This window comes from Lachnoclostridium sp. An14 (assembly GCF_002160755.1).
Lineage (GTDB): Bacteria > Bacillota > Clostridia > Lachnospirales > Lachnospiraceae > Lachnoclostridium_A.
This window is the reverse complement of record NZ_NFLE01000012.1, coordinates 1-26,320: the sequence shown is the minus strand read 5'-3', so window position 1 is coordinate 26,320 and position 26,320 is coordinate 1. Positions and strand designations below refer to the sequence as shown.

General features: G+C 53.2%; 25 protein-coding genes and 1 pseudogene. 7 read left to right on the top strand and 19 right to left on the bottom strand.

Features of this window, described 5'->3' with window-relative positions; translation table 11 throughout:
- Window positions 1-4: 4 nt before the first annotated feature.
- From B5E84_RS08585 to B5E84_RS08495, 19 genes are all read right to left on the bottom strand, one after another.
- Window positions 5-511 carry a prepilin peptidase gene (locus B5E84_RS08585; protein ID WP_242963328.1) on the bottom strand — a complete coding sequence of 169 codons (507 nt, stop codon included), beginning with the start codon at window positions 509-511 and terminating at the stop codon, window positions 5-7.
- Window positions 486-2,186 carry a DUF8193 domain-containing protein gene (locus B5E84_RS08580; RefSeq protein WP_087221764.1) on the bottom strand — a complete coding sequence of 567 codons (1,701 nt, stop codon included), beginning with the start codon at window positions 2,184-2,186 and terminating at the stop codon, window positions 486-488. Before B5E84_RS08580 ends, B5E84_RS08585 begins: the two co-directional genes overlap by 26 nt.
- Before the next feature lie 80 nt (window positions 2,187-2,266).
- Window positions 2,267-2,842 carry a DUF6550 family protein gene (locus B5E84_RS08575; protein WP_087221762.1) on the bottom strand — a complete coding sequence of 192 codons (576 nt, stop codon included), beginning with the start codon at window positions 2,840-2,842 and terminating at the stop codon, window positions 2,267-2,269.
- Window positions 2,843-2,915: 73 nt separating this feature from the next.
- Complete coding sequence (locus B5E84_RS08570; protein ID WP_087221760.1) at window positions 2,916-3,416, bottom strand: hypothetical protein; 501 nt, start codon at window positions 3,414-3,416, stop codon at window positions 2,916-2,918.
- 8 nt (window positions 3,417-3,424) lie between these two features.
- Window positions 3,425-3,847, bottom strand: a complete 423-nt coding sequence (locus B5E84_RS08565) for a DUF4320 family protein (RefSeq protein ID WP_227603392.1) — start codon at window positions 3,845-3,847, stop codon at window positions 3,425-3,427.
- Window positions 3,848-4,161: 314 nt separating this feature from the next.
- Window positions 4,162-4,809, bottom strand: coding sequence for an RloB family protein (locus B5E84_RS08560; RefSeq protein WP_087221758.1), 648 nt, complete (start codon window positions 4,807-4,809; stop codon window positions 4,162-4,164).
- A gap of 1 nt (window position 4,810) precedes the next feature.
- Entirely contained in the window at window positions 4,811-6,007 is a 1,197-nt protein-coding gene (locus B5E84_RS08555) for an AAA family ATPase (RefSeq protein ID WP_087221756.1), read from the bottom strand.
- Window positions 6,008-6,204: 197 nt separating this feature from the next.
- Window positions 6,205-7,761 carry a S1 RNA-binding domain-containing protein gene (locus B5E84_RS08550; protein ID WP_087221754.1) on the bottom strand — a complete coding sequence of 519 codons (1,557 nt, stop codon included), beginning with the start codon at window positions 7,759-7,761 and terminating at the stop codon, window positions 6,205-6,207.
- Between the two features lie 27 nt (window positions 7,762-7,788).
- Window positions 7,789-9,714: a VirD4-like conjugal transfer protein, CD1115 family gene (locus tag B5E84_RS08545; RefSeq protein ID WP_087221752.1), complete on the bottom strand. Its 1,926-nt coding sequence runs from the start codon at window positions 9,712-9,714 to the stop codon at window positions 7,789-7,791.
- A 23-nt stretch (window positions 9,715-9,737) separates the two neighbouring features.
- Complete coding sequence (locus B5E84_RS08540; RefSeq protein ID WP_330374219.1) at window positions 9,738-10,724, bottom strand: hypothetical protein; 987 nt, start codon at window positions 10,722-10,724, stop codon at window positions 9,738-9,740.
- Between the two features lie 283 nt (window positions 10,725-11,007).
- A complete protein-coding gene (locus tag B5E84_RS08535; protein ID WP_006573834.1) occupies window positions 11,008-11,670 on the bottom strand; it encodes a DUF6100 family protein in 663 nt (220 codons plus the stop codon).
- Window positions 11,671-12,156, bottom strand: coding sequence for a DUF5697 family protein (locus B5E84_RS08530; protein WP_330374218.1), 486 nt, complete (start codon window positions 12,154-12,156; stop codon window positions 11,671-11,673).
- A 232-nt stretch (window positions 12,157-12,388) separates the two neighbouring features.
- The gene (locus B5E84_RS08525) at window positions 12,389-15,451 is read right to left on the bottom strand and encodes a PrgI family protein (protein ID WP_087221746.1); all 3,063 of its coding nucleotides are present in this window, start codon (window positions 15,449-15,451) and stop codon (window positions 12,389-12,391) included.
- A gap of 32 nt (window positions 15,452-15,483) precedes the next feature.
- Entirely contained in the window at window positions 15,484-16,860 is a 1,377-nt protein-coding gene (locus B5E84_RS08520; protein WP_087221744.1) for a C39 family peptidase, read from the bottom strand.
- Complete coding sequence (locus tag B5E84_RS08515; RefSeq protein ID WP_330374217.1) at window positions 16,860-17,759, bottom strand: hypothetical protein; 900 nt, start codon at window positions 17,757-17,759, stop codon at window positions 16,860-16,862. Before B5E84_RS08515 ends, B5E84_RS08520 begins: the two co-directional genes overlap by 1 nt.
- A gap of 107 nt (window positions 17,760-17,866) precedes the next feature.
- Complete coding sequence (locus tag B5E84_RS08510; protein WP_087221740.1) at window positions 17,867-18,577, bottom strand: hypothetical protein; 711 nt, start codon at window positions 18,575-18,577, stop codon at window positions 17,867-17,869.
- A gap of 39 nt (window positions 18,578-18,616) precedes the next feature.
- The gene (locus B5E84_RS08505; protein ID WP_204246187.1) at window positions 18,617-19,015 is read right to left on the bottom strand and encodes a fimbrial protein; all 399 of its coding nucleotides are present in this window, start codon (window positions 19,013-19,015) and stop codon (window positions 18,617-18,619) included.
- Between the two features lie 251 nt (window positions 19,016-19,266).
- Entirely contained in the window at window positions 19,267-19,818 is a 552-nt protein-coding gene (locus B5E84_RS08500; RefSeq protein WP_087221736.1) for a hypothetical protein, read from the bottom strand.
- A gap of 16 nt (window positions 19,819-19,834) precedes the next feature.
- The gene (locus B5E84_RS08495) at window positions 19,835-20,971 is read right to left on the bottom strand and encodes a MarR family transcriptional regulator (RefSeq protein ID WP_087221734.1); all 1,137 of its coding nucleotides are present in this window, start codon (window positions 20,969-20,971) and stop codon (window positions 19,835-19,837) included.
- 391 nt (window positions 20,972-21,362) lie between these two features.
- On the opposite strand from B5E84_RS08495, the pseudogene B5E84_RS08490 reads away from it, so the two are divergent.
- From B5E84_RS08490 to B5E84_RS08465, 7 genes and pseudogenes are all read left to right on the top strand, one after another.
- A pseudogene (locus B5E84_RS08490) lies at window positions 21,363-21,872 on the top strand (lysine--tRNA ligase); the annotation flags it as partial.
- A gap of 275 nt (window positions 21,873-22,147) precedes the next feature.
- A complete protein-coding gene (locus tag B5E84_RS08485) occupies window positions 22,148-22,579 on the top strand; it encodes a DUF6075 family protein (protein ID WP_087221732.1) in 432 nt (143 codons plus the stop codon).
- 19 nt (window positions 22,580-22,598) lie between these two features.
- Window positions 22,599-22,775 carry a hypothetical protein gene (locus B5E84_RS20830; protein ID WP_204248564.1) on the top strand — a complete coding sequence of 59 codons (177 nt, stop codon included), beginning with the start codon at window positions 22,599-22,601 and terminating at the stop codon, window positions 22,773-22,775.
- A gap of 17 nt (window positions 22,776-22,792) precedes the next feature.
- Window positions 22,793-23,575: a ParA family protein gene (locus B5E84_RS08480; protein ID WP_087221730.1), complete on the top strand. Its 783-nt coding sequence runs from the start codon at window positions 22,793-22,795 to the stop codon at window positions 23,573-23,575.
- The gene (locus B5E84_RS08475; protein ID WP_087221728.1) at window positions 23,568-24,434 is read left to right on the top strand and encodes a ParB/RepB/Spo0J family partition protein; all 867 of its coding nucleotides are present in this window, start codon (window positions 23,568-23,570) and stop codon (window positions 24,432-24,434) included. Before B5E84_RS08480 ends, B5E84_RS08475 begins: the two co-directional genes overlap by 8 nt.
- Before the next feature lie 14 nt (window positions 24,435-24,448).
- Window positions 24,449-25,516 carry a DUF6017 domain-containing protein gene (locus B5E84_RS08470; protein WP_087221908.1) on the top strand — a complete coding sequence of 356 codons (1,068 nt, stop codon included), beginning with the start codon at window positions 24,449-24,451 and terminating at the stop codon, window positions 25,514-25,516.
- A 72-nt stretch (window positions 25,517-25,588) separates the two neighbouring features.
- Window positions 25,589-26,143: a hypothetical protein gene (locus tag B5E84_RS08465; RefSeq protein ID WP_087221726.1), complete on the top strand. Its 555-nt coding sequence runs from the start codon at window positions 25,589-25,591 to the stop codon at window positions 26,141-26,143.
- Window positions 26,144-26,320 lie beyond the last annotated feature (177 nt).

Sequence of the window (26,320 nt, the reverse complement as noted above, 5' to 3'; positions counted from 1 at the left end):
CCTGTCATAAAAATAGTTCAGCCAGCGTCGCCACAGAGCAGCCGCAGGCCAGAAAAGGTAAAAACGGGATCGCGGTGGGCTGTTTGTCCCGCAAGAGCCGCCGGTACAGCAGCACCACCGGCATGGCGAAGCCGGCGGCTACCAAAAATACCAGGGCCATGCCGGAGGGACCATAGACCAGACCCAGTACCCCGCAGAATTTGATATCCCCGCCGCCCATGCCGCTGCCGCCGGTCGCCATAGCAGCGGCCAGCGGGATGCAGAAGCCCAGCAGCGCACCCACCAGAGCCTCGGCCACAACGGGCCAGATGAAAATGGGCGTCCGGCCATACTCCAGAATGAAGTAGACCTGGATCAGCGGGGCCAGCGCGGCCAGGGGGATAAAAAAGACGAGCGCCCGGTCGGGCACCCGCCTGTATAGGATGTCGTAGACGGCAAAGCCCGTCACCACCAGAAAAACAGTGAGCAGGTAAGCCATCCACACATTATTCTCGATTGGTGTACCAGTCATCATAGAGGCTCCCGTCAATGGAAACATAGTCATTCAGGTTGATACTCAGCATCCCGTCCGGCGTCCAGGTATCCCAGACCTGGGTGAAGACGGTGTAGTTTGTCGCATCCGGGAACCAGATGGGGGTAAAATGCACTTCCCGGCTGTAAGTCGAGAACTCATTGGGCTGGAAGGTGAATTTGGCGCTCCGGCCGCTGGACACTCGCTGCAGCAGGCGGAGATAGGTTTCATACTGGAACTCCGGGAACACCGAAAAGACCGTCTGCGGATGGGTGATGTGGCTGGTGGGCGCGTCGGTGGAGAGCGTGGCTGTCACATCCTGTTTGACGCCGTACCCGCTCTTCATGGACTTTCCGGAGGCCGTCGGCACAATATCGTCCGGCATCAGGGACATAACGCCGCTGATGGAGGCAGAATAGCCGGTGTACTCATATTCCCAATAGCCTTCATCGACCCAGTGCCCGCCGTCTTCCCCATGGTCGCACCAGACCCATACCGGCACCCAATAGCAGCTCCAGACGCCCCAGTTGGCGGTAAGCTTCTGTGTTTCGTTGGGCAGGGACGGTACCGTATAACCGGGGTTGGTATCAGTCGCCACCGGGTCGGGCGGAATATGCTCATTCAGATCCACGATTTCCGCCACAAAGGTATCCTGGGCGGTATAGGCCCCGCTGACGGATACCGTAATGGTGACCGTCTGCGGTGTAGTGGGGGTATGCCACTTGACCCAGACCACCTGGCTGTCACCTGCGGGGATCACCACATCGTTGACTCGGTAGGTGGTGCCGAGGATGTGGAAGGTCACCGAAGCGGGATTATCCGGCGTCAGGTCGGTATCCGTCCGCAGGGTGACAGAGGTAATGACATCGGTATCCACCCGGTACTCCACATCAGGGGCCTCGATCTCGCCCTCGGGCGGGGCCTCGTCAAACCAGACAATGCCGACGCCCAGTGTATTGATGATGTCGGAATTGTTCTGCGTCCCGGTGGTGTTGCCGGTCCAGGCGGAAATACCAAGGTCACTGAACTCCAGAAACATGGACAGCGGCAGGTTCTTATGGGTCAGCGAGGTCATGGTCCGGCGCAGGTTGCCGCCGGACATCTGATCGTAAAGGCCGGCCTCAGTGGCCGTCATGCAGTAATACTGGCCGTTGTGGGTAAAGTAGGCAATGGGCTCGATCAGCAGCTTATATTCGCCGGCGATCATCCGCTCATAGTCCACACCCGCAGCCTGGGCAACCATCATGCAGGCGTACTCCGAGCAGAAGTACCGCTTGATGGCGTCAATGTTGCTCTGGCCCTTGCTGCTGACGATGGTGGGCATGGACTGCGCGGGCTTGATGCAGGAATAGGCCACCCCGGACTGGAGGGAGAGGCCAGTGCCGCTCAGGTACTGCAGTTTGTTGACTTTGCCGAAATGGAGGATACTGCTTTTCTGTGTCCGGTTGGAAAAGTCCAGCGGTGAAGACACGGCGGCGCCGCTTTCCGCATCCACAACTGTGATGCGCACGCCATCGTTGCCGGGATTCCAAAAGTTTGAGGATGTGCCTTGCCCCATCCCACCGCCGCCACCGTCAATGTTCCCGTTGCCTCCCGATGCAAATGCCGTGGAAGGAACGAGGCAGAACACCAGGGCGAGGCTGCATAAGAGGGCGAGCAGTCGTTTCAAATACATCACGCTCCGTTCTTTTTGAAAATAAGAAGGCCGCCACAACCCTGTGACGGCCTTTCAGGTCCATATTCAGTTGTAGGTGGTCAGCCGCCCATGTTGCCGACCTGCTTGTTCAGGTCGCCGTCGCTGTCGCCGGTGGACTGCTGCACATCGCCGGGGACTACCCAGCCAAACACCGGGTCGTAAACGGCGCCGCTGCCATTGCTGGAGCCGGGGGCCGGCTCATTGCTGGAAGTGGATTCCTCTTCGGGAGGGGCGGTGACTTCCGGTACTGCCGGGTCGGGATTGACCTCATGCTCTTCGCCGGGGTCTTCGATCTCCGTCTTGCCTTCCGGCACAGGGGGCGGTGTTTCTTCCGGCTTCTCCGTATCGGTAAAGTCGATTTCAACCTCGCCCTCGGATTCCGAGGTCACCTTGGGATACTCCTCTTCGGCGCTGGAAGACTGGCCGGGCGCATAGGCATCTGCGCCCCCGCCTCCGTCGCCAGACTGCACACCGCCATCCGACCAGTCGCTGCTGGTACTGCTGGGAGGAGATTCATCCGGACGGAATTCATCCGTGCGGTCCCGGCTCACGAACCAGCAGACGCCCAGGATGGCGACGCAAAGGACAGCCAGGGCCGAAACAATAAAGCCTTTGGATTGGAAAAACTTCTTCATGTGTATGCACACTCCTTTTTTGCTGTTATATAAAGCCTATACTGCGGAGCTGACTGGAATTTCAACAGCGCCGCTAAAATTTGGTGTTGTGGTAGCCAGTCAGCTCCACCCGCTGGGTGATGGTAGGGTAATTGTGTCCGAACATGCGTACATAGAACTCCACATCACAATAGAAGATGTACTCCACCCGGTCGCCCACCACATTGAACTCCAGGCTGATGTTGGATACCTCATAGTCCTCTGTGGAGAGCGGGATCTTCTCAGCCAGACCACCGGCGACAGTGGCCTCCAGCATTTCCGTATAGTCATTGCTGGAATAGAGGGTGCGCAGGTATTCCTCGAAGTTGGTTTCCCGCTGGGAGCGGTAGGTGTCCGCATAAATGGTGGCGCTCAGGTTGTTCAGCTCCATCTTGGCGCCGTTGCGGATGTTGATGCAGGTGATCCGCACCGAGGCGTATAGAAGCAGGAAAGAGATGAGCATGACGACCCCGACCACGAAGAAACAGGCAAAGAAAGTGATCTCGCCCCGCTCGTTGCGAAGCGGCCGGCGCAGCCGTGAAAGGAAACGCTTCATAGGCCACCTCACTTCCAGTAGTGCTCGCTGACGCCGGAACCGCGGGCCACCACCGTGATGTTGACCAGATCCAGGTTCCAGAAGCCGCCCAGTTTGGCTTCGCCCTCAATGGTGATATAGAAGGGCGTCCCCAGCTGGATGGCCCGGGACATCCCGGACGGCGTAGGCGTCTTGTATGTGGCGTCGATGGAGTATGTGATATTCTCCGCGCCCTCGATCTCCGAACACAGGAAGTCAAAGAGCGAGTCGGTCTCGCTGTTGATGCCGCCGGACAGCTGGATCTGCTTGACCATCTGATCTGCCGCATGGTCTAACTCCTGTTTTGTGGAGATGATGCCGAACAGGTCGATGATAAAGGCCAGCAGGATAACGGCGATGAAGATGAACACCACCGTGGAGAAATAGTTGGCCTCGCCCCGTTCGCTCTTCAATGTCCTGCGGACTTTTTGCAGGAAAGTATGAATGTGAACCACCACCTTTACTTACAAATGAAAAACAGCCGTCCCGACCGGAACGGCTGCATTACAAATTTTTGACTGTACCAAGTATAGCAGATTTGGATTTACGGCGAAAGGGCAGGACTGCGCCAATGTATGGGCAATCCTGTGCCAATTCAATGTGTTGTTGTTAAAAACAAGAACGACAAGCACACATCATCTTAACTGAAGATAATGTGTGCTTGTCGAAGCAACGGAGGCGAGTTCTATACGGTCTGCATGATGCTCACGAGAAAGCCTACGCACAATTACAGCAATGATTCAACCAGTTGATAGATGTCGGTGAATGGATTAACGGCGATCCCAAACGGTTTATTGCAGTCATTTTGAATATGGTATTGTTCTACACGCTTGGCGTTCTGGATCGCATCAGTTGTATGTTCAGATAACTGCGCATACACATCGCCGGCTTTTTCATAATCCGAGAGGTAGGCGGTCAAGGCTGTCTTCACTGCAGGGTAATCTTTGAAAAATTTTGTTGTGTACTGAAAATGCAGCAAATACCAAAACTCAAAGCAGGGATTCGAAATTGCAATGTGAATTCCCTTTGCATCTGCCAGTTTCCTTGCTCTGGAGAGCAAGGTGTCTTTGGCGGCGATAGGATCAGGATTATTATAGTTTACATCACCGTCAGCAACGACCCACACCGCATCCCCATTTGATGCAGAAATCTGATTTTTACTTTGATATTCCACGGCTTTCCGAATTAGGCCAAGGTAATCGGTTTCACCTCCTTTGGTGCGGCTGCCGACCACACGAATGTCAATATTGGTCTGGCGGCTGCGATAATGTTCAAAATATTTCGGTTCAGTTTGAGAACCCTCCGTCACAATCAGAATGACAGGTTTTAGTTTTCTGCGCCGCTGCCCACGCTTTTCAATTTGTCCGCGTGCCATTTTACAGCCCTCCCTTGATAAAGGGAATCGCACCAAAACGGCCGATCAAATAACCCTTTTCTACTTTAGTGTCTTTGCGAACAGAAAAATCGTAAAGGGAGAACAGATCGGTGGCTGCTGTCTGCTCGTCTTTTTCTGTGAACCAAATTTGATCTCTTCTCAACAAATCCAAATCAAGAAGATTGGTGCTGTGAGATGTGAAGATCAACTGAGCACCCTTTGGATTGAATTCTGTGCTGTCAAACAAGGATACCAGATGCCTGGTCAATAGAGGATGCAGATGTGCGTCCATCTCATCAGCCACAAGAAGCGTTCCCTGGTCTAAAGCCTTTTTCACAACGCCGATCAGTTTGAAATAACTGTTGGTGCCGTCAGATTCCTCTGCCATATTTAACGCATAGGATAACGCATTTCCATTGGTATCCTGTACCGTGTGAATGGCCTCAATATTTGTAAAACTGTCACTGTGCTGCGATGGAGCAGGCTCTGCATCGCGCATTTGCAAAGCTTGTATTCCCAAATCGGCAACACGCAGCATAGATGCGATCACGCGCCGGTAATCATCATCTTTCAGCTGCTGTGCCTCAAGCCCATAAGCGTCTGCCACGGAATTCTTCGTGATAATCTGACAAGAAGCGAACCACTCCAAAACCGGAATCACTTTAGAGTAACTCCAGTTTGATGCAACTGACAAGTAGAGTTTGTTCGCAGAAGTGCGCTCCTTGAGCGTGTTTTGTTCATCTATATCCACCGTAAAACGAAAATCTTTGGTATTTTTTCTCTCAAAAATAAGCGCCTGTCTGCCGTTGGGATAGTAATATAGGTATTCTTCTGTAACAGCCTTATCTGTCGCAGAAAAACCATACGCATATCGGATACCTTCAGTGGTAAAGATGACCTCAAAGCTGCTGGGGCGCGTTGGCGTTTCCGGATCAAACTTGAAAGGCGAACGGTCAATGGTCTTATGAAGCTGCTGGTTATGTGAGGTCAGCACATAGTTTACCATGAACCAGAACGCGTTTAGGACATTAGACTTCCCCGAAGCATTGGCTCCGTAAATGACAGCAGACTTCAAATAGCTTTTATTTCCATCCATGATAAGATGCTCTGGATGCTCATTATCCTTGCTGGCCAGCAGGGATAATACAACTTTATCTTTGATAGATAGAAAATTCTCTACACTAAATTGAATCAGCATAAGCGACCTCCTAAACCTTTATTTTTATATATTATAACTCGGATTTTGTGAAAAATCAACGCAAACACAAAATAAATTCTTTGAAATAGGGATTTGAAAGGAAGCCTATGTGATAAAGATATACAGTGGTGGATCTGATAATGACAAAAAAGAAACCTGGAGAGCAGTTCGTCACTACTCCCCAGGCACTTTTGCTTTTACAGGTTCTGCCGGATGATCCGCGTGATGATGCCCACGGCCACGCCCCGCTCCATATCCAGGCGGGTGACAGCAAAGGACACATCATCCTTCTTTCCGGGCATCCGGTAGTCGTAGCAGGAGTGGGCTACCGCATTGACGCCATTGGCGAGCCGGACATAGACCACACCTTTATGAACATCGGTGACCTTTCCTGCATACTTACCCTGGATGCGGCACTTCTGCAGGTTGTCCCGGTCAGTGTTTTCCGAAGTGCTCTTGATGTCGGCCCGGATGCCCAGGTCTTCCAAACTGTTGCGCCGCACACTGAGGATGCGGACCAGCACTTCATCGCCCACAGCAAACCGCTCATGAGCGTCGCCGATCCAGTCCCAGGCAAGGTCGCGGGCCAAAATCGAGCACTCCACCCCAAACACCTCCACACGGACAACCTTTTCCGCCACAGCGATGACCCTCGCCTGGACAATCCGGCCCTCGTAGACGCGGTACATCCCATCGGGGTCAAGGTCGAAATAGAAGGTCTGGCGCTTGCGCATCATGGCCTCCCGGCGGCTGGCTACCACGCTGCGGGTCTTGGAGTCAATGCCCCGCACCACAAAGTCAATGTCGGCGCCCAGCATATTCCCCAGGATCTTGTTCTGGCGTAGCATCAGATCAGTGTATTCCTGGCCGGAGGGGCTGCGGCCCAGATTGATCATCATTTCTTTCAGGGGGATGATGATGCGGAATCCCTTGTAGTCCACCACAGCCACCGTCTTGCGGTTGTCCAGCTGCTCAATGCCGCCCAGCTTGCCGGTGAGGATGCGGCGGGTGCGGTAGGCGTTGTGGATCTCATGCCAGATGATGTCCTCACGGTCTTCCTGCGTCTCCACATCTTCCCGGCTGCGGATGGTCAGGATTGAAGGCTCACTGCGGCGGGGAGCGGCGGTGCGTCTGGGAGTAGAAGCAGGAGCGGGGGCTGCCTCTGCCAGCGGTTCGGCCAGAGAGGCAGGAGCTTCTGCCGCAGCCGCTTCACTATCATCAGACGGCACATCTTCCTCAGCGGGAGCCATCGGCGCAGGAGGCTCTGCTTCTGCGGGAACTCCTTCCGCCGGCTCCGTACTCTCAGCCGGTGCGGTCTTTTTCCTGCGGGTGGCCCGCTTGGGCTTGGGCGGTTCCGGTTCCTCAGCCGCTCCAGAAACAGGCTCACTGGGGACATCGGCTGCACCATCATCAGCGGGAACAGCAGAGGCACCTTCGCCATCATCACTGTCAGAGCCCTCTGTCAGAGCGGCGTCATCATCGCCGGGAAGGGCGTCTGCCACCGTAGCATCGGTGTCCATCTCACCAAACATCTCGCTTTCGGTGAGTTCCGGGAGGCTGCCGTCATCCTCAATGGTGGCTGCCTCTTCATCCGGCTGATCCATAGAAGCCAGCAGCTCATTCAAATCGCTGCCATCAGCGGGTGCCGCCATATCAGCCTGCGCTTCATCAGGGGGCGGAGCGTTCTCCACGGTAACCGTGGTCTCAGGTGCGGTATTTTCCTGCTCAAGCAATTCTTTTTTCTTGGTTGCCATAAGTAAAAACCTCCTTATGTTGTGAATTTAAGAAAGGATCGAGTCCTTGTCTGTAGTGATGATCCCGTCCGGGGCCTCGGAAGCAGGCGGTGACGGGGGCGATTTCGGGGCAGTCGGCGTACCGGAAGATTTCGGTTTTCTCTTTGCCGCCGGCTTCTTGGGGGCGCTTTCCTTCGGCTTGGGGGCCGGGGGCGGCGCGGCGGCAGGTTTCGGCTGCGCTTGTTCCTCCAACTCGCGCCATTCAGGAATGTGCGCGGATGCTTTGCAGTCGCGGAGCTTGGAGGATTCCGGATGCTTGGAGTAGTCCATCTTCTCTACCTTCAGGGCCTTTTGGCCGCGGATAATGACCAGCGCCTGTGTAATCGGGAGACGAAGCACTTCATCCGGGGTGAGGACAGGCCGCTTGCCGACGCCGGAGGTCTCCCGGTATTCCGGCGTATAATTGGAAATGCGCCAGGTGCCCAGCTGCTTGGATTTACTGGACACTGACACAGAAGCCAGACCGGTGCGCTCGGAAATGAATTCCGCCGTCAGGCTGTCTGTGCAGCCTAAAAACAGCTGCGCGTCGCAATTTCCCAAAATTTCCTGCCAGAGATTGAGCGGGTATCTGTTTTGGAGACCCGCAAGATTTTGGAAGACGCAGCTCATGGATATGTTTCTGGATCGAATCACACTGAGACGGCGGGAGAGGTCCGGAATGGTTCCGCAGGCAGTGAGCTCTTCCCCCAGGATATGGACGGGAACCGGCAGCTTGCCGCCCTCGCAGTTCTTGTCTGCATACCGCACCAGCTTAATAAAGCAAAAGGACAGGAACAGGCTTGCCAGAAAATCAAAGGTGCTGTCCTGGTCGCTGGTAACGAGGAAGTAGACGCACCGCTCCTGACCGGGCAGTTCCAGGTCGATCTCATCCCGGGTGGTGATCTTCTTGATAAGCTCCGACTGGAACACCTGCAGCCGGGAGCCAAGGCCGATGATGACGCCGCTGCGCACCGTGTCGCTGGCCTGCTTGAACAGGCTGTAGGGCGCTTTGGCCGGATGGGTGGGTGGCAGAACATCAAACAGGCTATCCAAGTCGGATTCCCCGTTCAGCGTCAGCAGCCGGTACACCTCACCGATATTCCGATTTTCTTTGGCATAGCTCTGGTCCACATAGAGGACGAGGGCTTTCAGCAGGTTCATCTCACAGGAATCCCAGAAGTGGTCGCCCTTGCCGGTGCTGTTGGTGTTCTTGATAATGACATCCACAAAAAGCTGCGCCATCAGTTCCTGCCCTTCCACTTCGGAAAGGCAGTTCCAGCTGTCTGAGTTTTCCGGCAGTACCAGATTGAAAACTTTGACACAATAGCCCTGCTCCCGCAGGTACTCGCTGGATTTTTCATAGAGTTCACTTTTCGGATCTGAAATGATCAGCGATTCCCCACGGATCACCGCCTGAAGGATGCGGTTCATACAGAACGACCGGGTCTTCATGCTTCCGCTGGAGCCGTACACGGCCAGGTTGCCGTTGATGCGGGGATTCTCGGGAATACAGACGGCTTTCCCGTCCAGCATCCCCAGCACAATGCCCTTATGCTTGCGCAGATCCGGCACCAGATCCAGCACACCCTTCATTTCCTTGCGGCCCATCCAGCCGGAGGTGCCGTAGGTGCCCTTGGCCGAATAGACAAAGTTCCGGTCTGTGTCATACTCGCCGGTATCACTGTAGCCCATCCGCATGACCATGAGCAGCAGGACCGCCAGCAGGCCAATGCAGATCAGCACCCCGTACACCCCATAGGGGGGATGGAGCACAGAGGTCAGGCAGGTAATAAAATCGGGCGACGCTGCCGCCGGAGATGTGCCGTCTCCGGGGATGCCGCCGCCCTGTTTCCATGCCGCGTAGTTGCCCAATATCTGCCCCAGAAAGCCGCCTGCGTAGAGAATCGCAAGGATGGCAAACGGCGCAGCGATCAGGCCTGCAATGAGTTTCTTCTTATCTATGGGAACAACCTCCCCTCGAATTTTGTGAAATCAATGGTTTGAAAGCGAACCCGGCTACCGCAGTAACGGCGCAGCACATCTGCCTGGAAGTCAAAGCAAATCAGCGTGCCGGGGCGCTCCATCAGGTCGAGGGAGGTGCTGAAGCGCGTGATCCGGGGCAAGTCGCAGGAGTAGCCGAACAGCACCGGCGTTCCGTCCTGCTCCGCGGCATCCTGCTCAATGGCCTTTCCGGCGTTCCCGGCAATCAAGCCTTGGGACAGAATGCGGTTAAGCTCTGCGGTTTTCAAGGGATCACACAGTAAAGCAAGGATCACCTCCCCTTGGTGGTTATTTGTGAGAAAATAAAAATGGTCGTAGCTGCCGTCCAGCATGAAATAGTCGTGCTTGGCCCCGCCGGTGCTGGTGAGCATCTGGTAGGCCAGTTCCATGCTGTCGCCCAGCACCAGCCCATGCACATCTTCGGCGCGGTACTGCCCGGCCAAACGCTGCTGGCACAGGACGCTCCACATCAGCGCCTTTACCCGCATCTCGGATTTGCAGCGCCATTTCATCAGGGCAGCGCTGCTGTTATAGGTGACAAAAATGCCGGTGGGCGCCAGAAGCACCCCTGCGAACCGGGAGCTTCGCACCTGCGTGGTGTCGATCCCCATTTCCTTGACCTCACGGGAACTGTAAAAGGCGGGATACTCGATGGCTTCGCCGTGATAGCCCTGCGGCGAAAAGACCTTCGGCTTTTCATCCTGAAAGAGCTCGATCCCCGCATTGTCCATTGTGATATAGGTTTCCGCGAGGCGGTGGAGCCGGAGCCGCCGGTTCACCTCGCTCTTGAGGCGGTTGGTGTCGGTGTCGCCGGTCAGGTAGGGAGAGAAACGATCCGGCCAGCCGTCCAGCAGGGCGGCCTTGGCTTTTGCCCCCAGCCGATAGCCCCGGAGCCTGTCGCGGTAGTAGGTCCGCAGCAGCCCGCTCTTTTTGAGCGAGGTCACGACCGCCTCCAAATAGTAGGGGCTGGATAGACGGTTCAGCTGGCTGGTGGGGAACTCTCCAGAGATGGCGGTCAGCGATAAAAGCCGGAACGGGAGCGTATCCGGCTGTGGAAAAGTGCGGCTGTTTTTCCCAAGGGATCACCTCCTTTGTCGGTGCTGGATTTTTACCGTAATGACTGAGAACTTCGGTAAAATAAAGCCTCACCCAAATGGCCGCAAGCCCCGAAAATCCGGGGCTTTCAGCGGCTCCGCGGGATGTCGGGCCGGAAGGGGCCTAAAATGCTCAAAAATCCGAGATGGATTTCAGGCTTGATTTATGCTCCGCAAGCCACCCGGGAAAGCGGTGCTTCTCCATGACGAAAATCATCGTGCAGTCCTGCTCGCCCAGCTCGGCAGTGTTATAGGCATCACACAACAGGCCGGTATCATCAGCCATTACAAAAGAGGACAGCAGATCTAAAATCTGCTTTTCCTCCAGATTGTCATAGTCACGCACCCGCCTGGTGGGGAGCGCCTGGTCATATACCTGGGCGAAGCAGACAACACATTCCCGGTAGTGAGGCAAAGTGTTCTCTTTGGCGTACTGCTCCAGGGCAAAATAGAGGGGGTCCAGCAGAAACTCGGCGCTCTGCCGCTGCCTGCGCTTTGGCAGAAGGCTGGGCAGCGTCACCGCAAGCACCTCGTTCTCATAGGTGATGGTGATGCCGTGCATCACACTGGCGGATTTGAGGTAATCGCCCTTGCGGATCGTCGTGCTGGAATAAATCAGATGCCGCAGCCGGCAGGCAATACGCTCTGCCCGCAGCGCGGCATCGGTGGAAAGGGTCTCATAGTTATCGGGATAACGCTGGATGTCGGTGGTGTCCATCGCATACAGCGCGTTGCTCAGCCGGGATATATCGTCAAGGATACTCCCGATCCGGCGGGATATAAGTTTTCGGTCCAATCATGTGCCTCCTGCTTTCTTGAAATAGTGTGTCTGGCCGTTTTCCTCTACGGTGCAGAACCCGGAAATGCCGGGGCAGTCGATTTTGGCAATCTGCGCCGGTGAATCGACCAGAATAATGCGGCGGCTGTCACCTTTGTTGCCCCGCAGGGCATGGCAGACAAGCGCCTCCTGCCCGTCCTCAACGCAGGCCACCTCGTAGAGTTCGCCATCGGCAAAGAAAACGAGCTTGACAGGAAAATCAGCGGGAGCATGGTAATCGGCCCGCTGAATGAAGTCCAGCAGGACCCATACTGCCCGGACAAGCGCCCGGTCAATTTTTGCTGACTGGCCGGCCGGGAAATAGCCGCCGCTCTCTGTTTGAAAAATGCGGCCCTGCCTCTCCAGGTGGGAGAGCAGGGCCTTTGCCGTATCTTCTTTGCCAGGGAGAAAACAAAGAAGCTGCTGTTCACTGAGGCCAGGGTACATTGTTACCGTCCGCAGCAAGTCCGCAGCCTCATTTCCATAGATTTCAGCCCTGGTCTTCATGGGGCTCACCTCCTTTATCAAATGGCGTCATCAAGGCGTCATCGGAACGCCTTATCGAATATTGGAACGCCGGAAAGACGCCATCCGGGCGTCAAACCGGCGCTTTTCTTCATGGAAGGCGTCATATAGACGCACACCCAGCGCAGTACATCAAAACAAGGGATTCACCTCGCATATATATCATTTGAACCTATGCAGATTCCTGTTCGCGGCGCTTGCGCTCCAAAATTTCACGCAGCTCGCGGCGGTCGGTGGTGATCAGGTCCTTTTCCAGCGGGCTGGCCTTAAATTCCACCATGATGTTGTTGTTATTGGTGGAAATCAGGCCGTTGCCGCGTTCAAAGTGGGTGACCTCCATCGTTTCCGCATCGGACAGGTGCAGGGTCTCCTGGACCCGTTCTGCCTCGTCATCCTCCAGATTGAGGATAATTTTGGTCTTGCTGTTGTTGATAATGCCTTTCCCAAAACGGCCTTCGTCCAGATTGAAAAAGTCGTTCAGGTCCTGGCTGGCGCAGACCGCTGAACCGCCATAGCCGCGGATGGTCTTAAAAATTTCCAGCACGAAATCGCCAGCCAACCGGGTGCCCGTGGCGCCGGCGCCGGAAAGAAGCTGCCAGCACTCGTCGATAAAAATGGCTTTTTCCTCGGTGCGGTCGGCTTTGGCGCGGTCCCACACGAAATCGAGCACCACAAACATCCCCACAGTCAGCAAATCGCCGGTGAGGGAGGAAATGTCCAGTACGGTGTATTTGTTATCCAGCCGCACATTGGTCTGCTTGTTGAAGGTGCTGGCGGAACCGTTCACTAGGCGGTTAAGGATATGGGCCATGCGGATGGTTTCCGGGGCGGCCTTCAAAATCTCATACAAATCGCCCAGCACCGGCATTTCCCGGTAGCAGCCCGGATTGGCCGGGTCTTCCAGGGAGGCGTTGTCGTGGGTGATGCCTTTGGCATTGTAGGTGCGGATCAGGGCCTCATCCAGAAGCTGCCGTTCCTCGTGGCTCATATCGGGAATGAGCAAGCTGAAGAAAATGTGCAGCTGCTGGATCTTCGCTGCAAGTTCCGAGAGTTGGATACCGGGGCCGTCCAGCATTTCGTTGACCGACCGATCCACCTTGCGGATCTCCATGACATTGATACAGTGCGGGCTGGCCGGGGAGATCTGGATGAACTCACCGCCCACATTGGCGCAGGCCCGGTGGAACTCATGCCCCTTCAAAGGAGCGATGATAAAAACGGGGATGTTTTTGCGCCGCATCCTGAGCGCCATCAACTGCATGGTGAAGGTTTTGCCTGCACCGCTGGTGCCCAGGATCGCCATGTTGGCGTTCTTATAGATCGCGGAATTGAAAATATCCACGATAATCAGGGAGCTGTTATATTTGTTGACTCCCAAAAGAATGCCATTGTCATCGCACATCTCAAACGAAGTGAAGGGATAACAGCTGGCCGCGCCGCCCGTCAGCAGGTTGCGTTTGCCGCGCTCATAAAGCCCTTTCTCCATGGAAACCAGCGGGAGGGCAGAAAGAAACGCCTGCTCTTCACGGAAGTGGCAGGCGCTGACATTCATATCCTGCGACAGCAGGAGTTTTTTCATTTCGCTGACTTTCCACTCCAAATCCTCCACAGAGGGGGCTGTCACGGTAATCAGCAGATTCAGGTAATAAAAATCTTCGTTGTTGGCAAGACCCTCCTTCAAGAAATATCCGCTCCGGATAGCGCCGTCGATGTCATCAAAATCTGTATTGGTGTCGCTGGCGTCTTTGATTTTAGAGCGGTTGATACGGAGCTGCTGGCCCACCCGCTGGATGATGCGTTCTTTAGGTTGGCGGGCAAGGAACATATCCATGTCGATGCCGTCGCCGGCGTTGACGATCAGGCTCAGCCAGCCTGCGGGCACCTGCGTTTTGTACCCGTCCGAAGGAATCAGCAGATAGGCATAGTACAGTCCATCCATGCAGATATAGCGTCCATGGGAAAAATCAATGCTCCGGGGGGCGGCAAACTCCGCCGCCGGGATATGGTCGATCTCACTTTCCCGGCCATGCTCCATATACTGCGCCACCACCTCCTGCGCCCGCACCGACAGCGGCTTGACGGCGCTCTCGTTCCTGCACAGCAGATTATAGAGGACATCAACGGTAAACTCATCCTCATTTTCAGGGACGATGACCTCATTCCCACACTGGCGCAGGTAGTTGGAGGCCGTATGGACGGCGCTCTGGAGGGACTGGATCGCTTCATCTTCCTGCTCTGACCGCCGGGTATTGGCCCAGGGCTCATACTCAAAAATCAGGAAGAACCGCCGAGTCACAGCTTCACGGGAACCGACCTGCTGCACAAAGTTCAGGTAATCCTCCTGCATCAAGCGGCACTGTTCGTTTTCCTCATGGGCCATCTCCTGACGCACCGTGTCCAGGTGGCGGTTAATATCCGCGCGGCGGGTCAGGACCTTGATTTGCAGCTTGATAGGCGAGATTTTCAAGTACGAAACGAAGGAGTAGATGATATTCCTCTGCTCTCTGGCGCTCCGCAGCATGAAATTGATAGGGACAACCTCGACCACCTTGACAAACCGATGGTCCTTGGTGTAGATAATGCCGTTCTCCACCTTCTCAATGGGCAGATAATCCGCCACCGGATTGAGGCAGGCGAGCTTCTGCTCCTTGATATGGGCGGGGCGTCTGGGCAGGCGTTCCTTTTCAGGGCGCTTCTTTGCTTTCTTTTTCGCCTTATTGGCCTTGGCAGGGCGCTCCTTTTTGGCTTTTTTCTTGGGCCGGAGCTTTTCACGGATCTCATAGCCGCGTACTTCGTCAAACTCGGCCGGGAAATCCGCTTCACCGGACCGCCGGCGTTTCGGGGCCTTGGGCTTTTTCTCCTTGGGAGGCCGCTGTTTGAGATGCTTGCCTGCCGATTTGGAGGGCGCCGCTTTTTCCTCCGGCTGCGCACCATCACCGCCGACAACGCGGCGGTTTCGCAGGTATTTCAAAAAAATGACCAGGAATTGCGAAAGGCTCTCCCCGGATATGCCGATCAAAGCGACCAGCCCTACCGGAAGAGCGGTCAGGCACAAAATGATGATGCGGGTGGTCAGCCCAAACGGAAGGAACAGAAAAACCGGCGCCCCGATGGCAAACACCAGGATGCCGGCCTCGATTACATTCCGCGCACGGAACATACCGCCGAAAAAAGTGCCTGTTTCTATAAAATTCGGCGGTATGATATAAGTATCATGGTCGTTTTTGTTGCTCATGTATTACCTCGTTTCCGCAGCCGAGGGGCAGGTCAGCCTATGATCCAGAAAGGACCGCCTGCTCCAGCACGGCGGCTTGCTTCGTTTAGGATGATGGATAGATCCCAGAGCTGTTCGCTGCGCTTGTAGCTGGCCGGGTCCGCCACCATGATCTGACCGTCTTTCACGCCACGGAGAACGATAAAATGCCCGGATGAAGTAAAATGGCCCTCTGCCATAATCGCCACCACCAGCTTTCCTTCAGCCAGGGCGTCCAGTATCCGCTGGGGCTCGGAAGTCGTGCAGCCGGATACCGGCAGGCCCCATGCCTCAGCGGCGGCGGGTATCAAAGCGTGATAAGAGCCGCTGCTCTTGCACCAGTAGCCGTTTTCGTAAGACCACTGAGCCATCGCCACCGGGTCCACAGTTTCATCCGTGAGGGAGGATACCACAATGGACATAGCGGTAGGCCCGCACCCGTAGCCGCCGATATTGTCGGTGCCGTAGGGCTGGCTGGCATAACGCTCGTCCAGCTGGTTGAAATAGACCACCGGTGTCACGCCGTCTGTAAAGGTAACATCGCCCAGAGAGGGGATGCTGTTTCCAGTCCATTCCGTCAGGTTCTGCAGCAGGCCGTCCCCCAGGAACATGCTCAGGTTTGAGGCATAATCAGAGGCAAGCTCTTTCTGCTCGTCCGTAAGCGCAAAAACATGGTCAGCAAGATAAGACTCGCCGTTGTAGCGGATGGTGTAGACCATCCAGATCTCGGTAGTTGTGGTTTCCTCCCCGGTCTCCGGGTCTTCCGATGTGACCTCACGGCTCTCCCGCACGCTGGTATAAGAGTAGAGATGCTCTTTGTTCTCCCGCAGGACAGCGGCCAGATCATCCAGCGAAATGCTCTCAAAATCCTCATCCCGGGCAGCGCAATACTGCGAGACGATGAGATTGGCGTTATAGACGGGGCCGGCCGAATAGGGATTTTTGATCTCCATCTGGTCAGCGCCGGAAGAGGCGAAGTCCGCTTCAATGCGGGCCATCACATCGTCCAGTGCCTCGCCCAAGATGGAATTGATGGTAAAAGTGATGTCGTTGGCGTTCTCTACGATAGCAGTTTCGCTGTTGAGGACAGGCTGTTCCGTGTCCGCTGGCGAAAAGGCATTGATCAAACCGCCGAAAATCAGCCCAGGAAGCATCAAAACAAACAGGACCGGCAACAGAAGCAAAATGACAATAACGGCAACGATCTTGCCGATATGCTTGCGCCCGGCCCAGACTGCTCCGGCCACAGCTCCATAGGGACCGCCGGCGGCAGCGCCCTTGGCCGCTCCGGAAATCGCCTTGCCAGCCTTGATGGCGCCCTTGACCGTATGTGCTGCGGAGGCCGCAGTGTCTACCGTTTCAGCAAAGCTGTCCTTGTGTTCTTCAGCCATCAGATCTTATCCTTTCGTTTGGGGGTGGGCGGCAGCTTCTTCACGATGGACTCATTGTAGGCAATCGAACCGTCCGGCGCCATGTAGGGCGTCTTGTCCACAGCGTCCACTGCATACTGCTTATACCAGGCGGTGCCGTCTACTGCATGAACGGTCGTGTACTGGCCCTCCGGCGCAACATACTGGTCCGCATGGTACATACCGAAGGCAATGCCCTCCGGGTGTTCCGGAGTGACCTCTGTGCCGGTGATGCGACCGCCGCCGATCTCGACGTTCTGATAGGTGGGGATATTCTCTGCCCCAGCCCCCAGTGCCGTGTGGCCCATATAGGAGTGCAGGGCTTCAACGGCCTTTTCACCGGTGATCGAGCCCATTTGAGTGATGTTCCCGGTAGCCACGGAACCGATGACATTATTGGCGAAACTGCCGCCCTTGCTTACCGAGGAAGAATAAATGTGGCCGCCGACACCGCCAGCAGCACCACCCACAAGACCGCCGAGGCCGGAAGGTTTGGCGTCCGAGGGCGTTGTGGCCGTCTTGATGGCGTTGTTCGTGACATTCCGCTTGATTACGCCTGCCAGACCGCCGCTGGCAAAGCCTGCGCCAAACCCGGCGCCGCCCCGGCCGCCTCCACCGCTGGCATTGACATGGGTGGAACTGCTGCTGCGGCCGCCGCCAAAGTGGTGGCTGGAAAAGTTCTTAAAGCCGCCGATGCCCTTGGCCGCAATCATGGCCTCAGCCAGCATACTGCCGCCGGTGTGGCCTACATTGACGCCCAGGCTTGCCATGAACGAGTCGATTTTCTGCGATACCTTCAAGAAGCCTATCGCACACATGAACCAGATCAGGACATTGCCGGAAACCGTCTCCTTACCTACAGCGTCCACTTGAGCCTGCACATCTTCCTCGGAGATGGCAAAAGCAGGCTGACAAAACAGGCAGGAGAGGGCAGCAACCATCAGCGCAAGGAACAAAATTTTCTTGAATTTTTTCAAAGCGCCCCTCCTTACAAAGAGAGCGGATTGGCAATAAAGGAGCCAACCATGCTCGTAAACAGGCGCAGGCACCAGGCATTCATAATCAGCAGAAAAATCTGCCCGCCCAGCATCCGGCACCAGGATTTCCAAATGTTCGATGTGGTCTGGCTTGCGCCCATCGAAAAAGCGACCGGCGCCGTATAGACCAGCACGCCCAGCAGAACATACCGTTCCGCCGCTTCCAGCAGTAATTTCAGATAGTTCCAGGCCAGGATAATGACGAGGATCAAGGTGATCAGCGCCACAGCGCCATTGGCACAGACGCCGATGATCACCAGCATGACCGAGTTAAAATCGGCAAAGCTGAGGGGCGGCAGCTCCGAATCCATGATCCAGCCATACGGCGTGCCGCCGATTGTCAGGACGATGTTGACGATTTCATCGGAAAAGAGCGCCAGCAGGATGAAAATGACCGACCGGATGCTCAACTTGACCGGATCTTCCGCCTCAATTCCTGCGCCCAGGCCGAAGTTTTTGAACAGCTGCCAGACCCAGTTCAGCAGGATAATGCCGACAGCCAGCGCCACAAAGACGCTATACATCGTTTCGGCAGCGGGAAAGTACCGAAGAAACACAGCCATATCACAGCCCAGAGCGCCCAAAACCGAAGTGGTCACCAGGTCAAGGCCGGCCATTACCTGTTCCGCGATCCATTCAACGATGCCATCCAGGATACCCATAGCTTACGCCTCCTTCCAGTGGGTATATTGCGGCGGCCATCAGCCTGTCCACTGACCACCAGAGAACAGAGGCGTCACATAAGCCATAATGAATCCAAGACCATTGAGGACGGCCCAGGTGATGCAGATACGCTTCAGCCACGCCCGGCTCTCATCGACTGTTCGGCCGGAGCGCGAAAAGTTCATAAGCAGAAGCGCCACCGAGGCGGTCACGATGGCCGCAATGGTGGAGATGGCGAGGATCTGCGTGTAGACATCCTGCATGATCTCCTTGGCCTTCGTCCAAACATCGGTTGCGGCAAAGGCCGGCTGGCAGAACATCATCGCCATCATCACACAGAGGAACGCCGTGTAGGCGATCCGGCCGATGGAAACTCGACGAGGCGGGCTGCTGTCATCTTCCCGCCGCTGCTGTTGAGGAATTTTCAGTTTTTTCAATTTGCGGACCTCCAATCCAAATGTGATGTTCGTCGCTCAAAGAAGCAAAGAAGGAGCCCGCATCCGTCGTGCAGATGTGGACCCCTTCTCCGGCCAAAGACCATTTAGGCAGCAAAAAAGCACCTCGGGAAAGGTGCTGTTCACTGCCTGTATTCAGTTTTGGGTGCAAGTTTGAGCATATTCAGTCTAACACATAGGGATTTACGGCTCAAGGGCAGGAACGCGCCAATTTCAGTCCCGAATTGTGCCAATTACTTGCCCGCCTGTTTCTCGGAGGATTTCGGCTCTGGGAAGAACTGCTCCAGCACATCCAGACTGTCCTTGGAGGTATAGCCCCATAGCACAGAACTGAGGGCTTCAATGGCCTCCCGCCGCTTACGGTAGTAGGTGCGGAAGGAGATGTCTCGGATATGTGGGCGCAGGTTCTCGATGATTTCCTCCACATTCTTCAACTGCTGAGGGGAGAGGAAGGAGTAGTACAGCAGCCAGTAATACGCCTCGCCGTTCTTATGGCGGGTGCGGAGCAATTCGACTGCCGAATCCAGGAGCTTCAGCATCTTGTGGCTGCGCTCAATGCACTTGGCATGGTGCTCAATGTCGCTCCCGTTCAGGTCTGCGCCGGCCAGGTAGACGGAATCCAGAAATTCCTCGATGGAAGTGCCGTATTCGATCTCGAACTTGGCCCGCACATGCTGGACGGAAATCTCCAAGCTCCAAACCACATCGCGGTATTTTTTCAGCAGTTTCCAGGTATCATGGTACAGAGGGCTCTCTGCGACATCTTTTTCAACAAATTTCTTCATGGTAAGACCTCCTTGTTCAATTCTCCACCGAGGGAGAGAGTGTAAGTTCAAAAGTGGCGACCTGCTTGTTCCCACACAGAACAGCAAGGCCAAAACGCATCAGGGACTGCTCTCGCGCGCGGGGGAGTAAATCTTCCCGGCAGTCGCCCGATAAGGGATATAACTTGTAGCGAGAGAGCGGGCAGCCAAAGCACGAAATCCCTTGTGCCATCAGGATTTGCGCCATTTTCTGAAGGATAATTTCAATGTGCGATTTTGAAACGCTGGCGAGTTCATCTGAAACGATGACCTCATGCTCCAAGGCAGGGGCGTCGTGGCCTGCGCTGTCCTCCTTCGGGAGTTCCAAGCGAATGTTAAGCGTCATAGCGACCTCTTCTTTGTCCACCATCACATCCGAAATCTCGAACATGGTGGACAGATATTTTTGCAGATAGATCACGCTGCCATGCCGGCCCGGGAAGGACATGAGGGAGATGTAGTCCAGCGCGGCTAGCTTTTTCAGGACACGGCCGACTGTCGCCCGGGACAGCCCCCAGCGGGCAGCCAGCTCGGTGTAGGTGACAAGGGGATTCCCGGTGCCGTTGCGGAAATAGACCACTGGCCCCAGGTCTGACCCCTGCACCTGATTGTCGTTGTAGATGGCTGATACCCACAGGTCCAGCACAATGTCCATCTCGGAGCAGCGATCCGAACTGATGAGGTCGGTGGCAACGGAAACCGGCAGGAAGAAAAAGCCGGTGTCCTTCTGGCAGGGGGCATTGTACTCCAGGACCGTGTTATGCCGCGCCCAGTCGCAGATCTTATAGCGGACTACATTCCCGCGGCCCAGGGTCTGGAAAGAAACGAGATGCTGCTTCTGCAGCCGTTCCAGCACGGCCAGCGCCTGACACTGGAACCGGGTGCGGAACCATTGGGACAGCTCCTTGAGGGTGCAGACCCACTCGCCGGGGTAGACGGTATAGCTGATGCCGTCGATGCGGCGATATGAGGTGCGGAAGTTTGCGTAGCTGCAAAGTACCGTAAAATAAAAAAGGCCGGAGCCTCCGCTTACGCGAATGCTCCGGTCCTCCATCAGAAAGCGGACGAACTGCCGGTAGATCCGGCAGCGTGGGTAATCCACTACCTGTTTAATTTGTAATTGATAGGTTGGCATGGCTTTCTCCTTTTTATATATAAGGTATGAAATTGGAAGGGCCAACGAAAAAATCGTTGACTTGAACATCTTGGGGGCTTATGCTATACTTGTCTCTGTATGAATCCGCAAGATAATCCTGCGCGGGACTCATACAGGCTTTACTACAAATGGGGCAATTCTACAATGGCGTCTTTGAAAACAATGTAGCCATTCGTTGTGCCAATTTTGAGTCGTCATTGAGCCGGTTTCGTGCCAATACAACTTTCCACAACTTTTTTACAACTTTTGCCCCGAACCAGACGGCACAGGAGGACACACTATGGAATCCAAAAAGTTAGAAAAACCTCGTGAAAACGGCACTTTTTCGACCGTACAAGGCGTGATGAAACCGGATGAAGAGGGTAGAAGGGTGTTCCCGACAATGAAGTCATTGGATCCGAAGAAGGGCGAGGCGAAGGCAGAGAGCAAGGCTGCCCAGACTGCAGAAGCAGCCGTTTCCGGACAGGCAGAGGCTGCAAACATGTCCGTGACCAGCGTACAGCTCGACCTTTCCAAAGTGAAGGTGGAGCCGCTGTTTGAGGACATGGTGGATTTTGAGACCTTCTCCAAATCCGATTTCCGGGTGGTGAAGGTGGAGGCCTGCGAGGCGGTGCCGAAGTCAAAGAAGCTTCTGAAGTTTACTTTAAACGACGGAACGGAGCGCAGACGCACCATTTTAAGCGGAATTCACGAGTATTACGAGCCGGAGCAGCTGGTTGGAAAGACCTGTGTGGCCATCACAAACCTGCCGCCCAGAAAGATGATGGGCATTGATTCTGAGGGTATGCTGATTTCCGCAGTGTACGAGTATGACGGACGGGAAGGACTGAATCTGCTGATGCTGGATGATGGAATTCCGGCGGGGGCGAAGCTGTACTAAAGAGGATGTAAACCAATCATTTTTCGTTGTGAAACGTCGCTGTACGACAAGAGTACGACAAATTTAAGCTCCTTAGTGGGTGCCAATAAGCGATTTTAAATTAAATTCAGAATCATAACAAATGCAATTTGTGTAATAGGGACATTTTTCTAAAAGTAATTTTGGGAAAGTGTCCCTTTTTGTAGCTAATTTACTTAAAAGGAAGGGCTTTGCATTGCTTGTCAGTATCTGCCGATATAGTCATGAAAAACGAAAATTGATTGGAGGAAACGAATGTGAACAGTACAGCGTTAGGTGCAGGAAACTTAAGGAAAATTATTTTTGCGGACTTGGCACATAAAAGATTTTATTTTGAACAGTTAAAATTTGTCAGATGCCAGGATGTCTATCATGAGGCATTGATTTATTGTCTTGGGATATGCGGTGACACCAGAAGAAATATAGAACGGATTTATGACTTTGAAACGGGTTGTGTGAAAACCGAGTGTCTGAACGAGGGCTGGCAGACCAGTGGGAGCATGCGGGTTGTCAGACTGGCTTTTAACCTGTATTGCAACGGTACGCCCAGTGTGTATGATTCAGAAGACCAGAATGAACAGCTGGAAGAATGCAGCCGCTATACGGTGGAGAATCTGTTTTGCTGCAGTTATGCCCCGTATTTTTGGCAGGCAGTGAAAATCAGATATCCGGAATATACGGAGGACTAAAGAGGCATATGGAGGGAAAATGCTGAAAGTACGGGTAATGGGAACCAAAAAGGATATCAAATGGTTCAGGGATTTACTGAGAGATTGCTCCCGGATTAAGGTGATAGAGTTTTCAGATGTATATCTTAATAAAGGAACAAAAACGTATTACAGGGCTTATATCGAGGTGGAACCGAGAAAAAAGGCAGAAGAATAACAAAGGGGAAATAGATTATGTGCAAAGTCATAGCAATCGCAAATCAAAAAGGCGGAGTGGGAAAAACCACGACTACAAGCAATTTGGGAATCGGTCTGGCAAAGATGGGAAAACGAGTCCTGCTGATTGATGCGGATGCCCAGGGGAGCCTGACAGCCAGCCTCGGCTTTCGAGAACCGGATAATCTGGATATTACATTCGCAACGATTTTGGCAAATGTGATTAACGATGAAGAAATGGAGGATGGATATGGAATTTTAAAACATGAAGAGGGGATTGACCTGCTTCCTGGCAATATTGAACTGTCCGGAGTGGAAGTTTCTCTTGTCAGCGTAATCAGCCGGGAACTGGTTATGCGCTCCTATATTGAACAGGTAAGAGAGAAGTATGACTATATTTTAATTGATTGTATGCCGTCCCTCGGCATGATTACCATTAATGCGTTCGCCTGTGCCGACAGTATTTTAATTCCGGTGCAGGCGGCCTACCTGCCGGTAAAAGGCCTGGAACAGCTGATTAAAACCATTGGAAAAGTGAAGCGCAAGATTAACCCAAAGCTGGAAATTGAAGGAATTTTGCTGACCATGGTGGATAACAGGACGAACTTTGCAAGAGATATTACGGCGCTTCTTACGGAGGCTTATGGGAATCGGGTGAAGATTTTTGAGCATAGTATACCGGCCTCTGTAAGAGCGGCGGAAAGCTCTGCGGAAGGAGTCAGCATCTATCGGCATGATCCAAAGGGGAAGGTCGCAGGCGCCTATATGTCATTAACAGAGGAGGTGCTTACGCGTGCATAGTGCAGGAAGCGCTTCTAAAATAAAATTAAACAGCTTTGACGACTTATTCGGCGTGTCCGATGCGGAGCAGATTATACAAGTGGAACTGACTGAACTGTACCCATTTAAGAACCACCCTTTTCGTGTTTTGGATGATAAAAAAATGGAGGAAACCGTAGAGAGTATTCAGAAATATGGGGTATTAGTCCCAATTCTGATCCGGCAGAGAGCAGAAGGCGGTTATGAAATTATTGCCGGCCATCGGCGGAAGAGAGGGGCGGAACGAGCGGGCCTCCATTGTCTGCCGGCCATCATTCGGAATTATACGGATGATGAAGCCACGATTATCATGGTGGATTCTAATATCCAGAGGGAAGATATCCTTCCCAGCGAGAAAGCAAAGGCTTATTCCATGAAATACGAGGCGATGAAGCATCAGGGAAGAAAAGGCGGCGGCAGCACACTAGACGAAGTGGGAGAGGCCGCCGGCGAAAGCGGCAAGACGGTTCAGCGATATATCTGGTTGGCAAGACTTACAGAACCGCTTTTAGAAATGATTGATACAAAACGGCTAGGGATATCTCAGGGAGCGGATATTTCTTTTCTTCCAACAGAGCAGCAGCTGTGGGTGCAGGAAATCCTGCAGGAAACAAAAATAACAATTTCTAACGCACAAGCTGTAAAATTAAAAGAGTACAGCAAAGAGGGAATCTTATCGCCAGAAATTGTTCAAATGATTTTGGCTGAGGAGAAACCGAAAAAAAGGAAATATGTAATCCGGGAAGAACAGATTCGGAAATATTTCCCCGACCACTATTCCAGTAAGGATATGGAGAGGATTATTATCCAGCTTTTGGAGGAATGGAAAAACAGACAGTAGAAGGGAGCGATACGATGGGAGAGCCAATGCAGTTTGCATACTATTATGGCATAGAAGCAGAGCAGTTTGCGTTCTATCGCGTTCCACGACTGTTGATTAAGGATAAGCGCTTCCGCAATCTCAGCAGCGATGCAAAGCTTTTGTACGGCCTTATGCTGGACCGGATGTCACTGTCTATGAAAAATGGGTGGCTTGATGAGGAAAACCGGGCATATATTATTTATACCGTTGAAAATATGATGGAGGATTTAGGGTGTTCCAAACCGACCTGCGTAAAGATTATGCGGGAGCTGGATTCGGAAAAGGGGATTGGCCTGATTGAGAAAAAGCGCAGGGGTTTAGGAAAACCAGATATTATCTATGTCAAAAATTTTTCTGCTCCGGCCGAAACACCGGTTGAAGAAGCAGCAGAAAAGCCGGACAATCCTGGCATTTCCCCAGAAGTAAAAAATCTTTACTTCAAGAAGGAAAGGAATTTTACTTCTGGAAGTAAAGGTATTGAACTTCTGGAAGTAAAAGAAACTGACGCCCAGAAGGAAAGAAATTTTACCTCCAGAGGTAAAGAAAATTATCCTGCGAAGGTAAAAGATTTTTCCCCTAATTATACTGACTATAATCAGACTGATAGGAACCAGATCAATCCAATCAATCCATCCTGGCAGCAGGCAGAACCTGAGACTGGGATAGATCGAATGATGGAAGCCAGCCGGTACATGGAAATGGTTCGGACCAACATTGAGTATGAGCTTTATATGCAGGATAAGCAATGGGCGGACCGTGATTTATTTCATGAACTGTACGAAGCTATCTGTGAAATTGTGTGCATAAAACGCGAATCGGTCCGTATTGGGGGAGAAGACTACCCTTATGAGCTGGTGAAAGCAAAATTCCTGAAGCTAAACAGCAGTCATCTGCTGTATGTTATTGGCTGTATGCATGCAACAACCACGAAAATCAGCAATATTAAGGCATACATGCTGACTGCTTTGTATAACGCACCGATAACGATGAATCATTATTACCAGCAGGAAGTGCAGCATGATATGCATGGAGGAGGATGGCATGAAAAAGGTATAATCTGATAGGAGAATAAAAAAGGCCTTTTGTTTTCAAATAGTCTGATCCCGCAACTAAAAAGAATTGGAGAGACCAACATGGGAAAAAGCGGGATTATCACAACCAAAAATAAAAGACCTGATGTTTATCACAATGTGAAAGCATTATTTAAAATCTATCGTTCCGTATCCTGGAGGATGCAGGTGCAGATGAAACAGGTGAGCCATCAGTTCCGAAAGGAATATGGGGTAGATGTAGATGAATTTTTGGATTCCATTTACCAGGCAGGGATGGACCTAAATGAAGATGAAGCATATATTCAGGCCAGGGTGGAGGCAATTAACAGTTCTCATCAGTTCCTGCAGCTGATTGATGAATCAGTGGAGTTGATGCGCCAATATCATCCGCAAGGTGAAAGAAACTACTGGGTTTTATATTATACCTATATCTGCCCTTACAAGCCGGCTAATATTGCGGAGATCATCACAAAGGTGGAGTCTCATTTACCCCAGAATGTGCAAATTAACCGGAGCACTTACTTTCGCTGGAGAGATCAGGCATTAAGGACAGTGGATAGCATTTTGTGGGGATATGAGGAGGAAAGCAGAAAATTGCTGGAACATTATCGGGATACTTGGCAGGAAAAAGAGTAAATTTGAGTAGTTATGGTCTCCTTTTTATGGCCAGATTGAAAAACAGTATGAGTTATGTTCTCATCTTTGACACATATGAAGAAAGAAAAGTGCCACAACCCCTTGAAAATACTGGGCTGTGGCACTTCGTGCCATGGAATTGATATATGGTAATGTTTTACCTTCGTTTACTTTTTT

Excerpts from the sequence above, each read along its gene's own strand:
- B5E84_RS08550 (WP_087221754.1), bottom strand. The coding sequence starts at position 7,761 with ATGGCAACCAAGAAAAAAGAATTGCTTGAGCAGGAAAATACCGCACCT.
- B5E84_RS08525 (WP_087221746.1), bottom strand. The coding sequence starts at position 15,451 with ATGAGCAACAAAAACGACCATGATACTTATATCATACCGCCGAATTTT.
- B5E84_RS08465 (WP_087221726.1), top strand. The coding sequence starts at position 25,589 with ATGGGAAAAAGCGGGATTATCACAACCAAAAATAAAAGACCTGATGTT.
- B5E84_RS08575 (WP_087221762.1), bottom strand. The coding sequence starts at position 2,842 with ATGAAGAAGTTTTTCCAATCCAAAGGCTTTATTGTTTCGGCCCTGGCT.
- B5E84_RS20830 (WP_204248564.1), top strand. The coding sequence starts at position 22,599 with ATGCTGAAAGTACGGGTAATGGGAACCAAAAAGGATATCAAATGGTTC.
- B5E84_RS08470 (WP_087221908.1), top strand. The coding sequence starts at position 24,449 with ATGGGAGAGCCAATGCAGTTTGCATACTATTATGGCATAGAAGCAGAG.
- B5E84_RS08520 (WP_087221744.1), bottom strand. The coding sequence starts at position 16,860 with ATGGCTGAAGAACACAAGGACAGCTTTGCTGAAACGGTAGACACTGCG.
- B5E84_RS08585 (WP_242963328.1), bottom strand. The coding sequence starts at position 511 with ATGACTGGTACACCAATCGAGAATAATGTGTGGATGGCTTACCTGCTC.
- B5E84_RS08480 (WP_087221730.1), top strand. The coding sequence starts at position 22,793 with ATGTGCAAAGTCATAGCAATCGCAAATCAAAAAGGCGGAGTGGGAAAA.
- B5E84_RS08580 (WP_087221764.1), bottom strand. The coding sequence starts at position 2,186 with ATGTATTTGAAACGACTGCTCGCCCTCTTATGCAGCCTCGCCCTGGTG.
- B5E84_RS08500 (WP_087221736.1), bottom strand. The coding sequence starts at position 19,818 with ATGAAGAAATTTGTTGAAAAAGATGTCGCAGAGAGCCCTCTGTACCAT.
- B5E84_RS08570 (WP_087221760.1), bottom strand. The coding sequence starts at position 3,416 with ATGAAGCGTTTCCTTTCACGGCTGCGCCGGCCGCTTCGCAACGAGCGG.
- B5E84_RS08560 (WP_087221758.1), bottom strand. The coding sequence starts at position 4,809 with ATGGCACGCGGACAAATTGAAAAGCGTGGGCAGCGGCGCAGAAAACTA.
- B5E84_RS08510 (WP_087221740.1), bottom strand. The coding sequence starts at position 18,577 with ATGGGTATCCTGGATGGCATCGTTGAATGGATCGCGGAACAGGTAATG.
- B5E84_RS08555 (WP_087221756.1), bottom strand. The coding sequence starts at position 6,007 with ATGCTGATTCAATTTAGTGTAGAGAATTTTCTATCTATCAAAGATAAA.
- B5E84_RS08495 (WP_087221734.1), bottom strand. The coding sequence starts at position 20,971 with ATGCCAACCTATCAATTACAAATTAAACAGGTAGTGGATTACCCACGC.